This is a genomic window from Lacrimispora sp. YZC11, assembly GCF_057543815.1.
This window is the reverse complement of record NZ_BAAJYQ010000005.1, coordinates 103,738-124,175: the sequence shown is the minus strand read 5'-3', so window position 1 is coordinate 124,175 and position 20,438 is coordinate 103,738. Positions and strand designations below refer to the sequence as shown.

Sequence of the window (20,438 nt, the reverse complement as noted above, 5' to 3'; positions counted from 1 at the left end):
AGGAGCAGTTATTATGGAAAACGGTGACAAGGAAAAATTGATAAGGATGAAAGATAGGTACCATAATATTCCTGTGCCGGAAGCTGCCCGTGCAGGCATCGCGGCAGGAATTGAAAGAGCAAAAAAAGAAAAGAGGAGAACGCAGATGATGAAAATGACAAAACGAACAGGAATAACAGCGGCGGCTGCAATGGCGGCTATTGTAATTATGGCAAATGCCAGCCCGGTTACCGCCAATGCAATGGAAGATATCCCGGTCTTAGGCGCAATCGCAAAGGTTGTTACATTCCGTACTTTTGAGGATGCTAATAAGAATTATGAGGCTAAAATAGATATCCCAAAGGTTTCTATCAATGAAAAGGATAACGACAAGGTTAACCGTTCTATTGAAGATTATGCCAATCAGCTGATTGCAGAATATGAAAAACAGGTGGCAGGAGATCAGGCAGGTGACGGCCACTATTCCGTAACATCCAGCTATGATGTTGTGACAGACAACGATAATTACCTTTCCCTTCGGATCAATACAACGGTTGTGATGGCCAGCGGAGCGGAGTATGTAAAGATTTTTACCATTGATAAGGGAACAGGAAATGTGGTGTCCTTAAAGGATCTGATGAAGGATAAGACCGACTACATTACTGCGATTAGCGATAACATCAAAAAACAGATGGAAGAACAAATGGCTGCGGATGATTCCAAGATGTATTTTTATAATACGGGAGAGGATTACATGGATGAATTCAAGCAGATCACCGGGGATGAAAGCTATTACTTTAATGAGAATGGGGAAATCGTGATCGTATTTGACGAATATGAAGTGGCGCCGGGATACATGGGCGCAGTGGAGTTCACTATACCAAAAGCCGTGACCGGATTTTAACCGGAAGGTCTGGGAACTGAGTCACCGATGACTCACCAGAAAATAGAAAGAAATACTGAAAACTCAAGGAATAGCATTCATAGGAAGGGGCATCCTTTTCTTTTTCAAAACTATGATATATTTATAAAAATGGCATTGGTGATTTAACTCTCCAATGCCATTTTTGTAATATTATGGGCAATTGACAGCAAGCTCCATTCAATTTTTACTTTATCTTTTCCACGAAGTGGAAAACGTCGGAACGACCAACAACCTTTGGAAGAATCATACTTATGTATTCAATTGGTCTTTTAATGTTCCCAACAGTGTTTGACAGAATATTTATTTGATTGATAAAATTATAATATAACAGCAATTGGTAAAAAAAGGAAAAAAAGTTATAAAATGGGAGATACACAGTAAGTGGAAATATGAAATATTTTGGAGGAATGTTTGGAGTATACCCAGAATATTTATTTTGGCAAAAGCAAAAATAAAACAAATTAACCATGAGAGGTGTTGCATTTCATGAAAAAACGAATGATTTCGCTTGCTGTGATGCTGGTATTTGGTTTTTTGATATTTTATGCAGGACTGCAGTTCGGAAAAAATAGAAAGGCAGAGCCTGTTATGGTAAAAGAAACGGTCCGGGCGATTGCTGTGGTCAATTTAGACCAGGGAATTTTAGTGAAAGGCGAAGCGGTCAATTATGGAACTCAGCTTGTCAGCTTTACCAGTGATTATTTTTCTAATACCAGCTTTGAAGAGGCCAGAAACGGGGTCGAGAATGGAAAATATGCAGCTTATGTGCTGATCCCGTCTTCCTTTTCTGAGAATGTCTTTAGCATCAACACCAGTCCGGAAAAAGCTGTTTTGGAGTATGCCATTAATCCAAACTTACGGGAGGATCTTGTATCCGAAGTCATTTATGACTTAAAGGGATTTGAAATAAAGCTGAATACCGATGTCAGTTATTTATATCTGCATTCGATTCTAGAAGAATTCCATAAAGGCCAGGAATCTGCAGAAACAGTCATGAAGCATGATCAAGAAGATGCAAAAAATTTATTTACAATTGCCGCAGAAGCGCTTATGGAACCGCTTGCCTTTGCAGAACTGAAGCCTGCCAGGGAATACCCAGGGGAAATCCAGCTTGGAAATGAAAGGGAGCTGATTGCCAGTGCTGCGGATGAAATGGAGGCCCGTTATGATTCCTATGCATCTATTGCAAAGGAAGATCTTGATAAGCTTATGGAAGAACAGAAACTGGTCATTGAAGCAGAAGATAATTTTTTAGCGATGGTATCAGAAATTACGTTTTTAGAGGATGAAAGGGGAGATCCGGTCCTAGCGGAAGGAAAGAATCAGTTGTTATCAGGACTGGAAGAGTACTATGCCGGAATCGTGGAAGAGAGGAACAGTATCAAGGAAGCATTTCAGTGGATTGCCCGCCACGATTCTGTTGATGACTCGGCAGAAGGAAATAATTTAAATACCTGGCTATCTGAAATCAGGAAAGAGCAGGAGCGGCAAAGGGAGGCATACCAGGAGGAATTAATGGAATGGAAGAGTTCCCTTGATTATTCCAAACTGGCAACCCCATCGGTAGCAACTCCGTCTGAGTGTACTCCATCAGAAGCAAGCCCATCGGAGGCAAGCCCGTCGGAAGCTACACCGTCAGAAGCAAGCCCATCGGAGGCAAGCCCGTCGGAAGCTACACCATCAGAAGCAAGCCCATCGGAAGCAACTCCATCGGGCCCAGAGTCTGAGATGGGAGAATGGCTGCTGGACCGTGATTTCTCCATGGTAAAATCATTTGTTGGTGGTATTTATGAACGGATTGAAGAAGAGCTGGAGAGTTTGGATTTAGGAGACTGCTTGTCAGACGTTTTGTGGATAGTCTGGCAGAACTGTATGGATGAGGAAGCAGTTAAGGAAGAAGTTGTATTGGCAAGTAGAGCAAACCCTGTGATGGGCAGTCCTGAAGCTGAGGCTTACATTCATGGTTATTTTGAAATGATGCCGATATATCAGGGGTCTTTGATGGATATAGAAGAAGAAATTAGTAGACAAATGGAAGAATACACTCAGGACAGAATCTCAGAAATCGATAATTTCAGGGATTCTCCGGAGGAGTGGTTCTTAATGATCTTTGAAGAAGACATCGAGCAAAAGCTGGTTACGCAGGAAGACTACTTACAGGAAAAGTTCTCCCAGGAGCTCGTTTTGCTTACCCGGGCTTTTACTGAGTATCAGAAAAAGCAGGAAGAATTCCGGCCTTTTGAAAGAATGGGGCAGGAAGAGAACGGTCAGCTTTCTAAAGTTGTGAATCATGAACTGTCAAAGGTGGAAAAAGAAGTCAATCAGAAAGCTCAAGGGGATACAGTATTAATACAAAAGCTGTTAGAGGACAGGGAAGCGGATATTGATACCTTGCAGGAAGGTCTGGAAAAAGCTTATGAAGGCACGGAAATTAATTTAGCTTCTGTGCTGGAGTCAGCGAGAGAAAAACGAGGGCAGTTAAATAAAGAAAATGAATCTCTTCTTTCTGGATTTACTCAAAAGCTACCTTATACCCGAAATGGGAGTGTAGCAAATACCGCTGCGTATGAGCTGATCACCAATCCGGTGGAAACAAAAGAGAAAAAGCTGATTGGAAGAAACTCCCTATTTATGACACAGGGGCTTTCGTCAGGGAGCAGCGTGATGATAGGAATTCTCTTTGTAGCAGTTCTTATTCTGGGAATCCAGAATGAACGTTTCCGCAGAAGAGAACAGAAGCGAAAGAAGGAACAGGAAGATGGATGATAGCACCAACAGGTGTTGTTATAAATAATTTTCATAGGAGGAATCAAGATGAACATAGGAATTAGAAGTGATGATGTCAGATCCAAGGCAGAAGCTTTTCGCAGCAATGGAAAGGACAAGTTCCATGATATGAAAAGCTATTTGGATGCAGTCATTAACAGCGAACTGCCGGAATTATGGCAGGGCTCTGGTTCTGATGCATATATTGCCCGGTATCAGCAGCTGGCTCCCAGCTTTCAGGCAATTGAGACACTGATTGAAGATGTGGCGAACGGATTAATTGCAAATGCCAATTTCTACGATGAAGCAGATGCAGCAGCGGCCAGTGCCAACTCCAAACAGTAAATTGGTAACAAAAAGAAATGAGGGATGTGAAGAGAAATTCACATCCCTTATTTATAAGGAAAAGTACATGGAAAGAAAACGACTGGAATATATAGCGGAAAAAGTATCAGAAGAAAGACCAGATAAGGAGAATGGTCTTTTGAAAGAACCGGAAGATGTAAAAGAAACCGAAGGAACTGAAGTCGCCAAAAAAAAGGAAGAAACTATGGACCGCCCTATGGATGAAGATGCTTATTTAACCCTTGATTTATCGGTATTAGCAGAGCGGAATAGTTCAGAAAATAAAATCGCTTTATCGGACCGGTATGGAATCCGGATCTTTGCGCCGGAGACAGAGGAACGGATCCGGGAGTATCAGGCAGAAGAGAAACAAAAGGAGAACTATTACCTGGAGAACGTATTTTTATCATCGGGAAATATGGGGGAGCAGGAGCTTGAAACAATCCGGAGCAGTGTGTTTTCTGTTACAGTTCTTCCTGGAAAAGAAGCGGCCCCTGCCCGCAAATCTGGTCTGTCCTGGCAGAATGTGGCAGCTGTTTTTGCAGCCTGTTTTCTGGTCCTGGTGGTGGGGACTTTTTATGGAAGGTATAAAAAGAAGGGGAGGGAGAAAAAGCTTGCTGACATTGACAATCGTTATGATGAATAGCGGAACGGTTCTGGATATCATGGTGAAGCCGGAGCAGAGGATCCGGGATGTATTGGAGGTTCTTGCAGAAAATGGACAGATCCGTTACCAGAGCGGAAAGGAAACGATTTCAGCCCGGTCCTGGAGACTGGGGAGCTTTGTCAATTCCTTTTTGACATTCAAACAGGCAAAGATCCAGACGGAAGATATTATTTATATTGAGGTGATGGGGATATGACAGAAGAAAAAGCAGTGGAATTGCATCAGAAGAAAAGTGATATGAATGCAGGGAATCCATATCAGTATCATAAGCTGGAGACGGCCCGGTTCTATTTTATACCCTGTACGGTGGAAGAAACCTATGACGAATTGAAATTTACTTTTGATATGGAAGGAATGCGTCCGATTTCTGATGCCAGGACCATGAAAAGTTCAGTCCGGTATGGCTTTCTGTTACAGGTATTGGAAGCGATTGCAGAGAGTCCGGATTATTCTTTTTCCTTGAATCCAGATAACTTATTTTTAGACAGTCAGGACAGAGTCCGTATTTTGAAACGGGATATTAATGGTGGCAAGATAGAAACGGAAGAAATTTTCCAGGAGATCAAAGCGCTGGCTGGATTTCTGCTTCAAAAGAGGTATTCCTATGAACATATAAGGAATGGCGGATTGAAGCTATTAAAAAAACAGAAAAAAACCAGATTTTTATTAGAACTGAATGATATAGAGGAGGCAGAAACCCGGCTCTGGGAAATTTATCTGGCGGAACGGGATTGGGAGAAAAGAGAGTATCTCTCTGTGGGAAAAAGAAAACATCACAGTCAGACTGTGGTCATGTGGGTTGCTGTCGTTGCAAGTGTTTTTTTGTCTGGCTTTTTGATCTATTTGAATTACTGGCAGATGAAGCCGAAAGATGCTGCCTTACGTGCAGAGAGGGCTTATCTGGAAAATGACTTAACAGGAGTAATTGATGCTCTGGAAAAGATTCCGGTAGAACAATTAGACCGTCATGAAAAATACTTACTGGCGGTCGTAGCAATTCGCGGACAGTCTGTGGACAGCTTTCCGACAGAAACCAAGGACCGCTTAATCTCCCGGCTTTCTTATAAAGGGGATGAAAACCTGCTGGACTACTGGATTCATCTTGGAAGGCTGGAAGCCGATCAGGCTATTGATGCGGCCATGCGGATGTCGGATAACCAGCTGCTTCTTTATGCTTATTTGCAGAAGTTGGAGTCTGTTTCTTCAGATACTACGATTTCCGGGGAAATCAAGTCTGACCAGATGAATTCATTAAAAGAAAAGATTAAAAACCTGGCGGATGAGCTTGGCATTGAATATCAGAGTTCGGGTACTGGAAGCGAGTAGAGGAGGGATGATGAATGGGTGTGAAGATTTATCCCAGACGTGTAATCGACCGGGCCAATGTGACAGACCGGGAGCTGGACCGTCTGGCAGAGCATGTGAGAGAAATCAGGACATCGCTTGGAATGCTTGGAAATGTTGGGAGACTGTCGTTAAAAGGACAAGCCTGGGACAGTGCCAGAAGCTATGTGGCGGAAGTAGAGCTGCCTTACCTAAATACAAAGCTTCAATGGATCGAAGCTATGAAGAATGGAAATGCCAGATTCCGAAGTGAGGCCCAGCGTCTTCCTGGGGTGAACTGTCTGGATAAGGATCTGCTTGAGGAGGAATTCGATTATTGGGAGGATCGTCTGGACCGGGAATATGACAGAGAGCATCCCCGAAGTTCAGTAATTAGCCGGTGCCGGAGAATGATGCGGGATATCAACAGTAAACTGGTGGCTATTGATGTCTTTGTGCAGGCTACCGGAGGAATTTATGATCGTGCAGCAGGGATGCAGAATATTCTGGACCGGGCGGACACGGAGATCAAAAAGGTAAGCTACAATCCGCAGACGAATGAGATCCAATTTACTTCCATCAGTGCCATATGCTTGAAGGGATTAGAACAGGTAGATGCGATGGAAGCGGTAAAGGTCACTGGCCTGTCAGAAGAGCAGATCAGGGAAGCTATGAAATACGGCTTTACAGTACAGGAAGTATGCTCTGCGTGGACAGCCGTACAGAACTCCAAGAAAAAGAAGTGGAGGCATGATGTAGTTGAACTGCTTTATGTGGCGGGGAAAGCGGAAAAGCTAGAACCGGTTAATTGGAAAGAGGTCGTACATAGCAGCAGAGAAGATATGGAGGAAATCTATGAATGGGTCAAACATGGAAGAGAAGATGAACTGATCCATCAGTGGCTAAGTCCCGGATATAAGTTGAGCAGTGCGGAGGTTTCTCTTGCTAAAACAATGATGAAGGAGTTCTGGGGAAAAGGAAGCGGCAGGGAAGGACTTTTTTCAAACAATCCCAATTACGAAGAGATAGCAAAAATAAATCTGATGGAGGAAGGCAAAGAAGTTTGGAACCGGTATTCTGATTTATTGAAACTGAGGAATAAGACAGATGCAGTTCAGGGAATCGGGCTTCATGCCTTAGCGGCAATTCCTCTGTTTGAAAGAATTTCAAACTGGGGAGAGGTAAAACTCGCCGGGATGTACGGGATGGGAGAAGATACAGCAGGAAATGTCTCAGAATATTTATCGTATTCCAAAGACCAGTTTAGGAACTGGACGTTCGCAGGAACTGCGGCAGGATCAGTGATATCATATTCCGCACTGAGCAGTGCCGTATTAAATATCCCGGTTGTCGGCCAGGGAATTGCAAAGGGAGGGGAGATCTTATCGAAGGTACCGGTATTGTCAAAGATCCCAGTGGTGAATTTGAAGAATATCCTGGCTGGCTGGATTGGTGGAGTCTCTTTTCAAACGGTTCCCGGGACAATAAGTGACATAGCGGACGGGAAAAGTACGAAAGAGGTCGCAAAGAACACTGTCCTGAGCATTGGGGAAGAAGGGGCATGGAGTATTGCAGGTGAGGGAATCCTGTTTGGTTTAAACGCAGTTGTTGAAAAAGTAAAAGTAATTATTGCTCCGTATGCAGACGATTATATAAAAGGGATAGGAGCATATGAGGGTGGTTCGAGAGAGATAGTAAAAGAGATAGATGAGGTGGTTGGGAATGTAGATGATATAATTGAGGGGACAGGGAAGACTAAATATGATAATGTAAAGTTTGATTCCTTATCCGGTGATGATTTAACAAAAATAACAACAGATATTCGAAATAATGGTGGTTCGCCAATTAATATACCTGAAAATACTAAAGTAATTGCACAATCTAAAAATGGCTACCAACAAATAAAATATAAATGGAATGATGGAAGTTATAGCTATGAAGCAAGATGGCATACTGAGACACCTGGAGCTGTACAATATGATAGAGGAACTACGTGGGTAGTTACAAAAACAACACCAGGTAATGCAAATGGTGTGCAAAAAGTAGTAGAGGTAAAAGTTGGAGATTCATGGGTTAATGAGCCATCATGGAATCAAGCAGTCAAGGCTAATCAAGCAGGAACTGCTACTGAAGCACAAAAGCAGATGTTACAAAATGGTCATTACCAAGCAAAATAAGGAGGAACAATGGGACATATAAATAATAAATACTACTTAGGATTTGAGGGAGAACCAGAGATAATTTTTACTGTTGTTCAAAAAAATAATGAAAAGTCAGAAATAAGTATCTGGTCTGGCTATTTTAATAATATAATGCAGCAAATTACTCCTGTAGAAGGTAAATGGACTGCATTAGCATATTATTATAATCTTAATATAGGGTGGTACGATGAAAGTCCTTGGTTAGTAGATAATATTGAAGATGCTTACAAACAATTTAAAAGTATAGATAAGTATAAGCTTGATGACTTGGAAGAGGAAATACTTGAAGAAATACTTGAGTTATTTAAAAAATCTATTGAAGAAAATAATAATGTATATATATCATATGAATAATGTGAAGAGACGGGGAGGCGGGCATAATGATGGAGATACCTTTCAGAAGGATTTGAAAGAAGGCAAGAATTTGATGACTTTTGGTCGTGGTTTATTAGCGCTATAAAAGAACTCATTGGAATAGGGTAAGGAAGTGAAATCATGAATTATTCTGAATTAAGTAAAGAAGTATCTTATGCTTTACGTCATGCACCATGGGAGTATGAACTGGAGATGGATGAAAACGGTGATGTACCACTAGAGCAATTATTATCTTCTTTACACCTAACATCAAAATGGGAACATCTTACTGAGAAAGATTTAATGGAAATGATTGAAATATCAGAAAAGAAGCGACATGAAATTTATGATGGTAAAATCAAAGCATTTTATAGACATTCTATACCTATGAAAATTATTAAAGAAGATAAGATGCCCCCAGAATTTTTATTTCATGGCAATATTTATAAATAAGCCATTGTTTTGCTTGAATACGCTGCTTTAGCAGCGGTTTTCAAGCTGGGAAAGTTGAGTCAATAAGGTTTGGAGAATAATATCAGACACGTATAGCTGGAAGAATAAAATGAATTGATTTGTGATTAAATCAAAAAGAGAAAAGAGTATTGTGTGAAAAGAGTCATATTTAAAATAATAGAATTTTGTATTTTTTTAATTGCCATATATATGTCTAGATTGACGCTGAAATCAGGACGTGCAGCTTTTACAACCCTGGGATTATCTGAATCAAATTTTAGTCTTTTATGGTTTGGGATAATTATATTGCTGGTTATCTGGTTTAGCAAAAAATGAATGATCCTTTAAAGTTTTAGCAACATTTATGCCACAAACCAAAGAATGGGGTAATGATTTTATGAAAATATCAGGATTAAAAAAGCGGGCCAGGGAAAGTCTAAAAGGGTATTTGAAAGTGCTTATATTCGCATATTTTATAATTGTATTGGTTGACATGATTTATAGAAGAATAGGAAAAAATGTTGTAGATACAATTTTTCTAAAAGTCAGATCCAGCAGGAATGAATTTTTTTGGAGCGGATTTTTTTCTGTGCTGTTGATACATATTATTATACTGTTTTTGATCAGCATTTTTAAAATCGGATTTAAAAAAATGTGTTTAAATTTAGGCGTAAGAAAATCGATTCAGGTAGCAGATATTTTTTATCCTTTTGTAAATTCACCTCGCAAATTTGCAGGTATTTATTTTGTTAAAATGGCATTGAGTTATTTAGGGGCATACTTATTAAATTTATCAGTCTATGTTCCAATTGTCAGTGATGAGCTTACTTTTAGTATTATTCTTGGAATACCAACACTGCTTCTAAATTTGAATCTATTTCCGGCAGAATTTATACTGATGGAATCTCTGGATAAATCAATTTTTATGGTAATTAAGGAAAGCACTCATTTGATGCGGGGACATAAAATTAAGCTGGTAAGGATTTATTTGAGTTTTGCTATATGGTTCCTTTTGGAATTAACTCTGCTTTCCTGTATATTCGTATTTGAGATACCGGACGCTTTTTTCTTTTTATGTGTTTTCCTTTTTGGGGTGTCGTTTTTATACTTTTTTCCTTATTTAAATTGCGTCTTGGCTGAATTTTATTTGTCTTTAAAAAAGGAGAGTGAAATGCTCGATACCAGTTCTATAGATGAAAAAGAGAGTATCTCTCTGTAGGAAAAAGAAAACATCACAGTCAGGCTGTGGTCATGTGGGTTGCTGTTGTTTCAAGTGTCTTGTTGTCTGGCTTTTGCTCTATTTGAACTACTGGCAGATGAAGCCGAAAGATGCTGGCTTACGTGCAGAGGGCTTATCTGGAAAATGACTTAACAGGAGTAATCGATGCCCTGGAAAAGATTCTGGCAGAACAATTAGACCGTCATGAAAAATATATACTGGCGGTCGTAGCGATTCGCGGACAGTCTGTGGACAGCTTTCCGGCAGAAACCAAAGACCGCTTAATTTCCCGGCTTTCTTATAAAGGGGATGAAAACCTGCTGGATTACTGGATTTATCTTGGAAGGCTGGAAGCGGATCAGGCTATTGATGCGGCCATGCGGATGAGCTTGGGATTGAATATCAGAGTTCGGATACAGGAAGCGAGTAGAGGAGGGATGCTGAATGGGTGTGAAGATTTACCCAAGGCGTGTAATCGACCGGGCCAATGTGACAGACCGGGAGCTGGACCGTCTGGCAGAGCATGTGAGAGGAATCAGGACATCGCTTGGAATGCTTGGAACTGTTGGGAGATTATCATTAAAAGGACAAGCCTGGGACAGTGCCAGAAGCTATGCGGCGGAAGTAGAGATGCCTTACTTAAATACAAAGCTTCAATGGATCGAAGCGATGAAATATGGAAATGCCAGATTCCGAAGTGAGGCCCAGCGCTTTCCCGGTGTCAATTGTCTGGATAAAGATCTGCTGGAAGAGGAATTTGATTATTGGGAAGACCGCCTGGATCGTGAATATGACAGAGAGCATCCCAGAAATTCCGTCATCAGCCGGTGCCGGAGAATGATGCGGGATATCAACAGCAAACTGGTGGCTATTGATGTTTTTGTACAGGCCACAGGAGGGATTTATGACCGGGCGGCGGGGATACAGAATGTCCTGGATCGGGCGGATACGGAGATCAAAAAGGTAAGCTATAATCCGCAGACGAATGAGATCCAATTTACTTCTGTCAGTGCCATTTGCTTGAAAGGATTAGAACAGGTAGATGTGATGGAGGCAGTAAAGGTCACTGGCTTGTCGGAAGAGCAGATCAGGGAAGCTATGAAATACGGCTTTACAGTACAGGAAGTATGCTCTGCGTGGACAACCGTACAGAACTCCAAGAAAAAGAAATGGAGGCATGATGTAGTCGAACTGCTTTATGTGGCGGGAAAGGCGGAACGATTTGAATCGGTTGATTGGAAGGAAGTTGTACATAGCAATAAGGAAAATTTGCAGGAAATCTATGAATGGATCAGGCAAGGGAAAGAGAAAAATATCATATCAGAAATTGGATTGCTATGGAAGAGCAGTAGAGATAAAGTATGGGACGATGTGATGGAGAAAATCCCTGGTATGAATCAATATCATATTTCAGAAGATGAAAGTGCTTCAAATTATAAGTATAATAAAGATTTATCCATTCCAGAAGAGGCACTTTATCAGGGAATGATTATTGATCAAGATGAGATGTACAAGTACAAATATGGAAATAACACCAGTGAAAATAATGGGTGTGGCTGGATTGCAACATATAATGCGCTCCAGGTTTTGGGAAATCCTCAAAAAGCAGAAGATATTATCAGGAGTTATGAGAAAAACGGAGTTTTGATGGGAGGAACGTTGGGGACGAATCCGTATGGGATTGGAAAGCTGTTTGAAGATTTCGGATATCAAGTGGACTATACTGTCACCTCGTTTACACCTGAAAAAGTATCAGGGCTGCTTGGTGGAGTAAAATCTTCGTTTAATGATGATTTTACGGGAGATGTGAACATCGTAGTTTATATAAGAAACGAGCCGAGTGCCCATTATGTTACATTTGTGGAGGCGGGGGACGGGAAATATGAATTTTATAATGATGATTATGGGGTTAAGAATGATATTAAAACATATGAAGAGTTTGTTAAGGGGAATGAGAAAATGTTCGCATCTATGGTTATTTCTATTCGCAAGTAGTTTGCTTATAAGCTTAACTGGATGTTCCGTGGATGTATATGCGAAGAAAGGGATTTTTAAATTTGAAAATGATTATCCTCAAGATATGTTGTTATATGAAGATATTGGTTGGGATGAAAGAGATGAACCTATAGAAGTTCAGAAAGGTTTGTTTATAAAAAATAATAAAGAGGATAAACTGATTTGCTTTCTGGACGAACAGCAGAATATAATCGCGTCATTTCCTGATCGTGCTGAGTACGATATTAAAAACTTACGGATATTGAAGGATGAATCTACCTCTTATTGTATCATTACCATATGGGAAAAGGCAGCCCATACTCTTAGAGATAAAGCGGTGATTACAAGTGATATTATCACTTTTTCTGAAACAGGGATTCCGAGGAAAATAGAGTTAGGAGAGCAAGAATATGCGTTGCTAATACATGGAGGTGACCTGTACTATTATTTCAAAAAGAAGGTTTATAAAAAACCACTGGCTGGTGGTGAACCAACGCTGTTAACAACGTTGCAGATACCAACGCTTGAAGACGAAGATAACTATTTCCGACGTATACAGTTTGTCTATGATTCGGATCAAGTTAAAATTTATGTAAGTACAGACAGTTTGGGAAGTCAGGAGAATGCAACCACAGTATTGCTGGATACAGTGATTTTTGAGTAAGTATTCTACCGAGAAGCGCATAGGAAGGTTTTATTATATATTGGAGAATATGAACTTGGTATCAAACGGAACTTAACCGTCTGGAAGAGGAGAGGGAAATCTATGAAAGGGAAGCTCATCGGTTTGAGGAGGAGAGAACACGGACACGAGAAGAGAGTGGAAAGGACCGGGGGCATGTGGAACGGCTTCTTGTTCCTGGGGAGAATGCCAGGATTCCGGAAGTATGAGGAGTGAGTTTGAGGAATCCGTGGAGGAAGAGTATAGGGAGCTGCGCCGTCAGGAAGAAGCACTTGCTGAAAAGCACCTGTATATTCGGAAGGAAACTGCTTGCTGTGAGGAACGGTATGAAGAAGAACTGCGGAAATTTGTAGAGGAGGAATGCTGAATGGGTGTGAATATTTATCCCAGACGTGTCATCGACCGGGCCAATGTGACAGATCGGGAACTGGACCGTCTGGCAGAGAATGTGAGAGGAATCAGGACATCGCTTGGAATGCTTGGAACTGTTGGGAGATTATCATTAAAAGGACAAGCCTGGGACAGTGCCAGAAGCTATGCGGTGGAAGTAGAGATGCCTTATCTCAATACAAAGCTTCAATGGATCGAAGCGATGAAGAATGGAAATGCCAGATTCCGAAGCGAGGCCCAGCGTCTTCCCAGTGTCAATTGTCTGGATAAAGATCTGCTGGAAGAGGAATTTGATTATTGGGAAGACCGCCTGGATCGTAAATATGACAGAGAGCATCCCAGAAGTTCCGTCATCAGCCGGTGCCGGAGAATGATGCGGGATATCAACAGCAAACTGGTGGCTATTGATGTTTTTGTACAGGCCACAGGAGGGATTTATGACCGGGCAACGGGGATACAGAATGTCCTGGATCGGGCGGATACGGAGATCAAAAAGGTAAGCTATAATCCAAGTACCAATACTATTAATTTCGCTTCATTGGATTATACATGGGTTCATGAATTTGAAGTGATGACAATGGACCGCTTGAAAGAAGATGGGCTTACGGAGGAACAGATTAAGCTGGCAACGGAGTATGGAATTTCTATTGGAGAAGTTTATACGGCTTGGGAAGAAATGAAAGAGCGAAACATCCGCCGGGCTGAAATAGAACAGGATAATCTTAAGATTGGACAGATTCTTTACATATGGAGTCAATTAAATAGTGAAGAAGATAAGGCATTGTTTCAGGGATTGATTAAAAAAGAGTTACAATGGGCATTGGAGGAGGAAACGAATCCAATCAATACAGAAATAATATTAAATGAAGTAGTAGAGAACATTTTGGGCTATTTAAAAGAAAGCACGGATCAAGTAGGTGATTTGATTGATTATGCTTCTAATTCGACAGATTTGATGAGTAGTTTTTTAAAATATTCGATTATCAATACCTTTGGCATTAGTGCGAAAACTTTGGAAAAGATACAGTTTGTGGAAAAGGGAAAATATACAATAATTAAGGGAGTGATGAATACAGGGAATGGTACGCGATTTTTGACAACAAATCTGGGAAATGGAAAATATCCTAAAGCTAACAATCTGAAAAAAATGTTAAAGTTGAAAGCGGGTTTAGAAAAGGTTGGATCTGTTCTTTTTGTAGCTGGAGGGGCTATAGTTGTTGGAAAAGAATTATTTTATGAAAATCAGGATCAATCAGTTGCAAGGCGTGTTGGAAATGCAGGAGTTGAAGTAGGCATTTATGCAGTTTCTGCAATGGCAGGAGCCAAAGTGGGGGCAACAGTTGGAGGTATCGTTGGTTCTATTGTTCCAGGAGCAGGCACTGTGGTGGGAGCAGGGGCAGGAGCTGTAGTTGGCGCTGTGGTAGGTGTTGCCAGTTCAGTTATAGTGGATAAAGCTTTTGATTGGATAAAAGTAAATGAGAATCAAACTCTACGCGAATGGACGAAAGAAAAGGTTGGGGATGCAACGGAAGGAATTGCGCGTAGCGCAGTAGATTTATATGATAATATAAATCAGGGGATAGGGAATGCAATGAATGAAATATCTAATTTTTTCAAACAGCCAAGTGTTGTTTGGGGAGGGTAATAACGTATGGAATTTAAGATTACAGAAAAAGAACTATGGGTGCTGAACCAATTTTTAAAATCTATAACAATTAAGAATAGCCTCTTTAATTATAATACGCAGGTCGACGAGAAAGAAAACGCAGAAACAATAAGATCGTTGTGCAGTAAATCGCTTTTATATCAAGATAGTAATGGTGATTTTAACCTTGCAAAAGAGATTAAGCCTTATCAAAAAGTTTTTGATTTTTCAGATAGTCGTATCCTGCATGTGATAGACGTGGAAGAAAATGGGGAATCAGCAGTTGAGATGATTGATATATTTTCTGTCAAGAAAGGACATATCGGTATATTTTCAGGGAAAGGAGAGAATATTTGTTTAAATTTTTTTGATATATCTGATTTAAACTCTTCTTTGATAGATTTTATGGGGATTGAAGGATTTTTAGATGATTTACTCCCTCCGTTTCTCATTACGGTACCATTGAAACAATATTATGCTTTTTATGATTTGTATGATGAAAAGCCAGAAGAAGCAATTGCTCAATATGCGAAAGTATTTGGAGTTTCTAAAAAGCAATTAGAGATGATTGTTTCCATCCTTTGGGAAGATCCGACAAAATTTATCGTGGAAGTAAAAGGACAAACAAAGGGTTTGTATCATGTATTCAAGAAGGACGGAATCTGTCTTGTAGCCCACATGGATGTTCATTTTCTGAAAGAAGTGATGGTTATATCACACCGGCCCATAAATGAGTTTATAAAATGGCTTGGTATAAGGCGAAAGCTTTCATTTTAAAATGCAAAGGAGTATTCAGTATGACAAATTTATTACCGTTAGGAAGTATCGTGCTACTGCAGAATGGCGAAAAGAAAATCATGATTTATGGAAGAAAGCAGATCGAAGCAAAGACCCAGAAAGTCTATGATTATGTGGCCTGTTTGTATCCAGAAGGTAATATTAATGAGGAATATTGTTATTTGTTTAACCATGAGGACATCAAGGAAATCATTTTTAGAGGATATAGTGATGTAGATGAAGAAACTTATTTATCTTATTTAGAAACCTTGACGGAACAGGCAGGTAATACTGAAAATTAACTTTTAACTCTTTTTGGATGTTATTCCCTGAATGGAAAGTCTCAGAAACGTGGCAGCTTTGAGAAGGGGAATTGGAGAAGAGACGGTATGTGGAAAGAAAAGATAACAAGAGATAGGCAAAAATAGATAAGGAGTGGGCGGAGATATGAAGATTACGCTTTGCTTTGGGGAAGACGGGTACGAAGAATATCCTGAGGGACAGACAGAAGGAATGAAAACCTGGGAAGCAGCGAGAATTTTGTCTATAACAGATACATTTTGTGCGTATGAGCGGCCGGAGGTTTTGTTTCTCGGAAAAGATGGAGATGTAAGACTGCCGGATACTGGACTGATTATCGAAATTCGTTCGGGAACTCTGTTAATTACTGGGGAAATTGAGGAAGAAAAGGTCTACTTAAACCGGAGGAGGCTCTTAAAAAATTCCGCACGCATTTTAAAAGGAGACTGTTTATTCCTCGCAGGAGTAAAGCTTGTGCATTATCCGGACCATATCCGAATCTATGGGGAAAAGGACCGTTATGAAACCTCTCTTCCCCCGATGGAAAAGGATGAGCTTCCTTATAAAGGTTTTCCGGATTACAAACGCTCTCCCCGAATCATCAAACGGGTCCCCTCAGATCCAGTGGAGATTAAGGGCCCGCCGGAACAAATCGCACCGAAAAAGGGAGGACTTCTTATGATGCTGCTCCCGCCGCTTGCAACGACAGCCGTCACGGTCGGTGTCGGCATGATGATGGGACGGGGGAAATATCTTTTAATGAGTGTTGCTGCAACGGGAATCACGTTAGTGGTATCGGTAATCCGCTTTTTTAGTGATAGACAGGAACGACTGGAAACCAACCGCCAGAATGAAGAAAGATATGAAGCATATCTGCTAAAGAAACGGGAAGAGCTTTACCATGCTTACGAACGGGAAAAAGAGGCTTACCGGTATAATTATCCGGAACTGGCAGAGTTAAACCGCATGGTCCACCGTTATGACAGCAGGATTTATGAGCACCTTTCCACTGACCGGGACTTTTTGACTTTTTCCATGGGGAAGAGCTATGGCCCGGTTTCCTTTGAAGTAAAGCTTCCACAGGCGGATTCAAAGGATCAGGAAAACGGGCTGTATAAAGAAGCAGAAGCCTTAAAAGAGGAGTATGGTCTGATCTGGAAAGACGTAGCAGTGGATTTAAAACGGGCTCATTTGGGACTTGCCGGAGATAAAAAGATCATACACCAGCAGCTAAAACGGTACATCAGCCAGTTGGCTGCCCTGCAAAGCTATCGGGACTTGCAGATCCTTGTTCTGTACGATGAGAAGCATGAATCCGACTTTGCCTGGATGAAATGGCTGCCCCATTGTCAGTCATCCGTGCTTCATGTGCGGGGGCTCATTCATTCTGAAAAGGCCAGGGACCAGATCTTAAATAGTATGAACCAGATCTTAAAAGAGAGAAAGCAGAAATTAGAAGAAAACAAGAAGGAAGCAAGGTTTTCCCCTCATTACCTATTTGTGATTGATGAACCAAAGTTCATCATGGATCATTCGATCATGGAATATTTAAACGGAGCGGGAGATCAGCTTGGATTTTCCATCATCTATACCAGCTATTTAAGAGCCAACCTTCCGGAATATATGGGAACCGTGCTTTTGTTGGAACATGCCAGGGAAGGGACTTTGCTTTTAAAGGAAAAGGAATACTGCAATGAAAAAATCACTCTGCCGGAAGAGACGAAGGTAAATTTAGAACTGTTTGCCAGGGACTTGGGAGTGTTGAATCATCTGCTTGGAGTAACCAGCCGGATTCCAGAGAGTATTACATTTTTTGATCTTTACCATGTATCCGAACCGGAAGAACTGGAAATAAAGAAACGGTGGAAGGAACACTTTGCAGAAAAATCACTGGCAGTTCCTTTAGGAGTTCGGGCGGAAGATGATATTGTAGAATTAAACCTCCATGAAAAGGCGCATGGTCCTCACGGTCTGGTGGCGGGAACCACCGGGTCCGGAAAATCCGAAATCATCCAGTCCTATATCCTGTCTCTTGCCGTCAATTTTCATCCTCATGAAGTGGGATTTCTGCTGATCGATTATAAAGGCGGGGGAATGGCTGGCTTATTTAAGAACCTCCCTCACCTGTTGGGAACGATCACCAACTTAGACGGAAGCGAAAGTATGCGTGCCCTTGCTTCCATTAAAAGTGAACTGGCAAGAAGACAGAAATTATTTGGTGAAAATAATGTCAACCACATCAATGGGTATATGAGCCTGTTCCGGGAAGGAAAGGTAAGGGAGCCTCTTCCCCATCTGTTCTTAATCAGTGATGAATTTGCGGAGCTTAAAAAGGAACAGCCGGAGTTCATGAAGGAACTGGTCTCTACGGCCCGAATCGGAAGAAGCTTAGGCGTTCATTTGATTCTGGCTACCCAGAAGCCTACGGGAGTGGTAGATGACCAGATCTGGACCAATTCCAAGTTTAAGCTGGCCTTAAAAGTGCAGGATGAGGGAGACAGTAAAGAAATCTTAAAAACTCCGGATGCTGCCAGCATTACCCAGGCCGGGAGGGCGTATTTACAGGTGGGAAACAATGAAATTTATGAGCTGTTCCAGTCAGCCTGGAGCGGAGCAATTTATGCAAAAGAACAGGACAAAGAAGTTACGCTTGATAATCGTGTTTATCTGGTAAATGATCTGGGGCAGAGAATGCTGGTCAATCATGATTTAGGAGGCTCTAAGGCAGAAAAGGCTGCCAGGGAAACCCAGCTAGACGCGACCATTTCCCATATCCATGAGGTGTATGAAAAGGAGGAGGCTGTTGCAGTCAGAAAGCCATGGCTTCCCGGATTAAAACCGATCATGGTAAGCCCTCATATGGTAGGAAAAGAACGGGAGATGGGGGATTTTTCCATCTCGGTTCCAATCGGAATGGTGGACATCCCGGAAGAGCAGAAACAGGAGGAATACTCCTTATCCTTTACAGAGAACGGAAACCTTATGTACATCGCTTCCAGCGGATATGGAAAGAGTGTGCTTTTGACTACCATAGCCCTCGGTTTGGCTGGACGATACCATGTGAACGAAGTGAATCTGTTTGTTCTGGATTTTGGAAATAATGCCTTGATTTCTCTTCGGAGGCTTCCTCATACTGCCGAATATATCACGTTAGACGATACGGAACGGTATGAAAAATTCAAACGTCTGTTAAGCCAGGAAATTAAAACAAGGAAAAAGAAGATGGCAGAGACCTATGCCCAGAACATTTCCGTTTATAATCAGACAGCGGAGGAACCGCTTTGTGTCTGGGTGATTTTAGTGGACAACTTTGATGCGGTAAAAGAAATGGGCTTTGATGAAGAAGAATATTTCACCCGTGTTACGAGGGACGGGGTGAGCCTTGGTATTTACTTTGTCATTACAGCAACAAGAAACAATGCCATCCGGGGTGCAACCTTTAATAACTTCAAAAATAAAGTGGCCGGCTTTAACTTTGAAAAGAATGAGATCATGTCCCTGGTCGGAAGGAGCCCTTATACCCTTCCGGAAGTCAAGGGAAGGGCTATGGTCAAATATGGGGAACGGGTCAGCTGTATGCAGATCTACAGCATGGTTCCGTTTGAAAATGATTTGGAATACCGGGAAGGAATTAATGGTTTATTGGACGACATCCGGGAGAACTATCCGGGTGAGGAAGCCCCTCATATGCCGGTCATGCCGGAGGAGGTAAATCTTGTTTCTATTGGAGCATTCCGAAATCCCCATCTTGATCTGTACATAGGACTGGAAACAGAACATGTCACATTGGAAGGCATTCGTCTAACAGATTCTCCATTTACAATTCTTGGGAATGCCGGAAGCGGAAAGACGAATTTATTGAAGGTATTTCTTCATCAGATGGAAGGAAAGGCAGAGATTGTGGTCTTTGATTCCCCAGCCAGGGATTTAAAAGAATATGAGGCAAAGGAAGGAGTCCGGTTTATCAAAAACTTAGATCAGTTCGTGGCATTTATGGACGATCTGGAACGGGAAGTGATAGAGCGGGAAAAGGAAATCGGAAGCCAGCCGCCGGAAAAGGAAGAAGAGGTGATCCTGGGAAGAAAGCCCTATATCCTTCTCATTGACGATTTGACTGTCTTTTACAGTCGTCAGACCACGGCGGAAAAGGAAATCGCGGATATGTTAAATCGTGCGGCGATGGTGGGGATTTTTCTTATAGCCACCAATCCATTAAATAAGTTTTATGGGAGCGATCCGGTTACAGAAGTGTTCAAACGGTCACCCAATGGAATCTTAATCAGCCCGCAGGGGCATTTGAATGCAGCTCCAGTGGAGTTGACGCCGGGAACCAATGAAGGTATTTTATACCGGAAGGGGAAAGTCGCAGCAGTTCGGATTCCAAAAGCGTAGAACCAGTGTGCGTATTAAAATAGAG

Annotated in this window: 19 protein-coding genes; 18 read left to right on the top strand and 1 reads right to left on the bottom strand. The window is 41.5% G+C overall.

What is annotated here, in order from left to right:
- The first annotated feature begins 13 nt into the window (after window positions 1-13).
- The gene (rsiV, locus tag AC27IJ_RS03730) at window positions 14-883 is read left to right on the top strand and encodes an anti-sigma-V factor RsiV (RefSeq protein WP_312503385.1); all 870 of its coding nucleotides are present in this window, start codon (window positions 14-16) and stop codon (window positions 881-883) included.
- A gap of 143 nt (window positions 884-1,026) precedes the next feature.
- Here the strand turns inward: rsiV and AC27IJ_RS03725 are convergent, their stop codons facing one another.
- On the bottom strand, window positions 1,027-1,161 hold the full coding sequence (locus AC27IJ_RS03725; RefSeq protein ID WP_312448139.1) for a transposase: 135 nt from the start codon (window positions 1,159-1,161) through the stop codon (window positions 1,027-1,029).
- Between the two features lie 229 nt (window positions 1,162-1,390).
- Here AC27IJ_RS03725 and AC27IJ_RS03720 point away from each other — a divergent pair, with 229 nt between their 5' ends.
- The 17 genes from AC27IJ_RS03720 (at window position 1,391) to essC (ending at window position 20,413) form a co-directional block, all read left to right on the top strand.
- Complete coding sequence (locus AC27IJ_RS03720) at window positions 1,391-3,670, top strand: YhgE/Pip domain-containing protein (protein ID WP_487147535.1); 2,280 nt, start codon at window positions 1,391-1,393, stop codon at window positions 3,668-3,670.
- Window positions 3,671-3,718: 48 nt separating this feature from the next.
- Window positions 3,719-4,015 (top strand): WXG100 family type VII secretion target, encoded by a 297-nt coding sequence (locus AC27IJ_RS03715; protein WP_312448074.1) that lies wholly within the window; start codon window positions 3,719-3,721, stop codon window positions 4,013-4,015.
- A 67-nt stretch (window positions 4,016-4,082) separates the two neighbouring features.
- The gene (locus AC27IJ_RS03710) at window positions 4,083-4,661 is read left to right on the top strand and encodes a hypothetical protein (RefSeq protein ID WP_487147533.1); all 579 of its coding nucleotides are present in this window, start codon (window positions 4,083-4,085) and stop codon (window positions 4,659-4,661) included.
- Window positions 4,630-4,878 carry a hypothetical protein gene (locus AC27IJ_RS03705; protein ID WP_312448069.1) on the top strand — a complete coding sequence of 83 codons (249 nt, stop codon included), beginning with the start codon at window positions 4,630-4,632 and terminating at the stop codon, window positions 4,876-4,878. The genes AC27IJ_RS03710 and AC27IJ_RS03705 overlap by 32 nt, the downstream gene beginning before the upstream one ends.
- A complete protein-coding gene (locus AC27IJ_RS03700; RefSeq protein ID WP_312448067.1) occupies window positions 4,875-6,008 on the top strand; it encodes a type VII secretion protein EssB/YukC in 1,134 nt (377 codons plus the stop codon). The genes AC27IJ_RS03705 and AC27IJ_RS03700 overlap by 4 nt, the downstream gene beginning before the upstream one ends.
- Before the next feature lie 14 nt (window positions 6,009-6,022).
- Window positions 6,023-8,182, top strand: coding sequence for a hypothetical protein (locus AC27IJ_RS03695; protein ID WP_487147530.1), 2,160 nt, complete (start codon window positions 6,023-6,025; stop codon window positions 8,180-8,182).
- A 9-nt stretch (window positions 8,183-8,191) separates the two neighbouring features.
- Window positions 8,192-8,560, top strand: a complete 369-nt coding sequence (locus AC27IJ_RS03690; RefSeq protein ID WP_312448614.1) for a hypothetical protein — start codon at window positions 8,192-8,194, stop codon at window positions 8,558-8,560.
- Between the two features lie 141 nt (window positions 8,561-8,701).
- Window positions 8,702-9,013, top strand: coding sequence for an RNA 2'-phosphotransferase (locus tag AC27IJ_RS03685; protein WP_331655787.1), 312 nt, complete (start codon window positions 8,702-8,704; stop codon window positions 9,011-9,013).
- 397 nt (window positions 9,014-9,410) lie between these two features.
- The gene (locus tag AC27IJ_RS03680; protein ID WP_312448613.1) at window positions 9,411-10,232 is read left to right on the top strand and encodes a DUF975 family protein; all 822 of its coding nucleotides are present in this window, start codon (window positions 9,411-9,413) and stop codon (window positions 10,230-10,232) included.
- A gap of 110 nt (window positions 10,233-10,342) precedes the next feature.
- On the top strand, window positions 10,343-10,933 hold the full coding sequence (locus AC27IJ_RS03675; RefSeq protein ID WP_487147526.1) for a type VII secretion protein EssB/YukC: 591 nt from the start codon (window positions 10,343-10,345) through the stop codon (window positions 10,931-10,933).
- A gap of 1,322 nt (window positions 10,934-12,255) precedes the next feature.
- Window positions 12,256-12,891 (top strand): hypothetical protein, encoded by a 636-nt coding sequence (locus AC27IJ_RS03670; protein ID WP_487147524.1) that lies wholly within the window; start codon window positions 12,256-12,258, stop codon window positions 12,889-12,891.
- 102 nt (window positions 12,892-12,993) lie between these two features.
- The gene (locus AC27IJ_RS03665) at window positions 12,994-13,125 is read left to right on the top strand and encodes a hypothetical protein (RefSeq protein WP_487147522.1); all 132 of its coding nucleotides are present in this window, start codon (window positions 12,994-12,996) and stop codon (window positions 13,123-13,125) included.
- Window positions 13,115-13,276 carry a hypothetical protein gene (locus AC27IJ_RS03660; RefSeq protein WP_487147520.1) on the top strand — a complete coding sequence of 54 codons (162 nt, stop codon included), beginning with the start codon at window positions 13,115-13,117 and terminating at the stop codon, window positions 13,274-13,276. Before AC27IJ_RS03665 ends, AC27IJ_RS03660 begins: the two co-directional genes overlap by 11 nt.
- Entirely contained in the window at window positions 13,277-14,944 is a 1,668-nt protein-coding gene (locus tag AC27IJ_RS03655) for a hypothetical protein (protein WP_487147518.1), read from the top strand. It abuts the gene before it with no gap.
- Between the two features lie 6 nt (window positions 14,945-14,950).
- The gene (locus AC27IJ_RS03650) at window positions 14,951-15,721 is read left to right on the top strand and encodes a hypothetical protein (protein ID WP_312448607.1); all 771 of its coding nucleotides are present in this window, start codon (window positions 14,951-14,953) and stop codon (window positions 15,719-15,721) included.
- Between the two features lie 20 nt (window positions 15,722-15,741).
- A complete protein-coding gene (locus AC27IJ_RS03645; RefSeq protein ID WP_312448606.1) occupies window positions 15,742-16,023 on the top strand; it encodes a DUF4176 domain-containing protein in 282 nt (93 codons plus the stop codon).
- Window positions 16,024-16,168: 145 nt separating this feature from the next.
- Entirely contained in the window at window positions 16,169-20,413 is a 4,245-nt protein-coding gene (gene essC / locus AC27IJ_RS03640) for a type VII secretion protein EssC (RefSeq protein WP_487147515.1), read from the top strand.
- The last annotated feature ends 25 nt before the right edge of the window (window positions 20,414-20,438 follow it).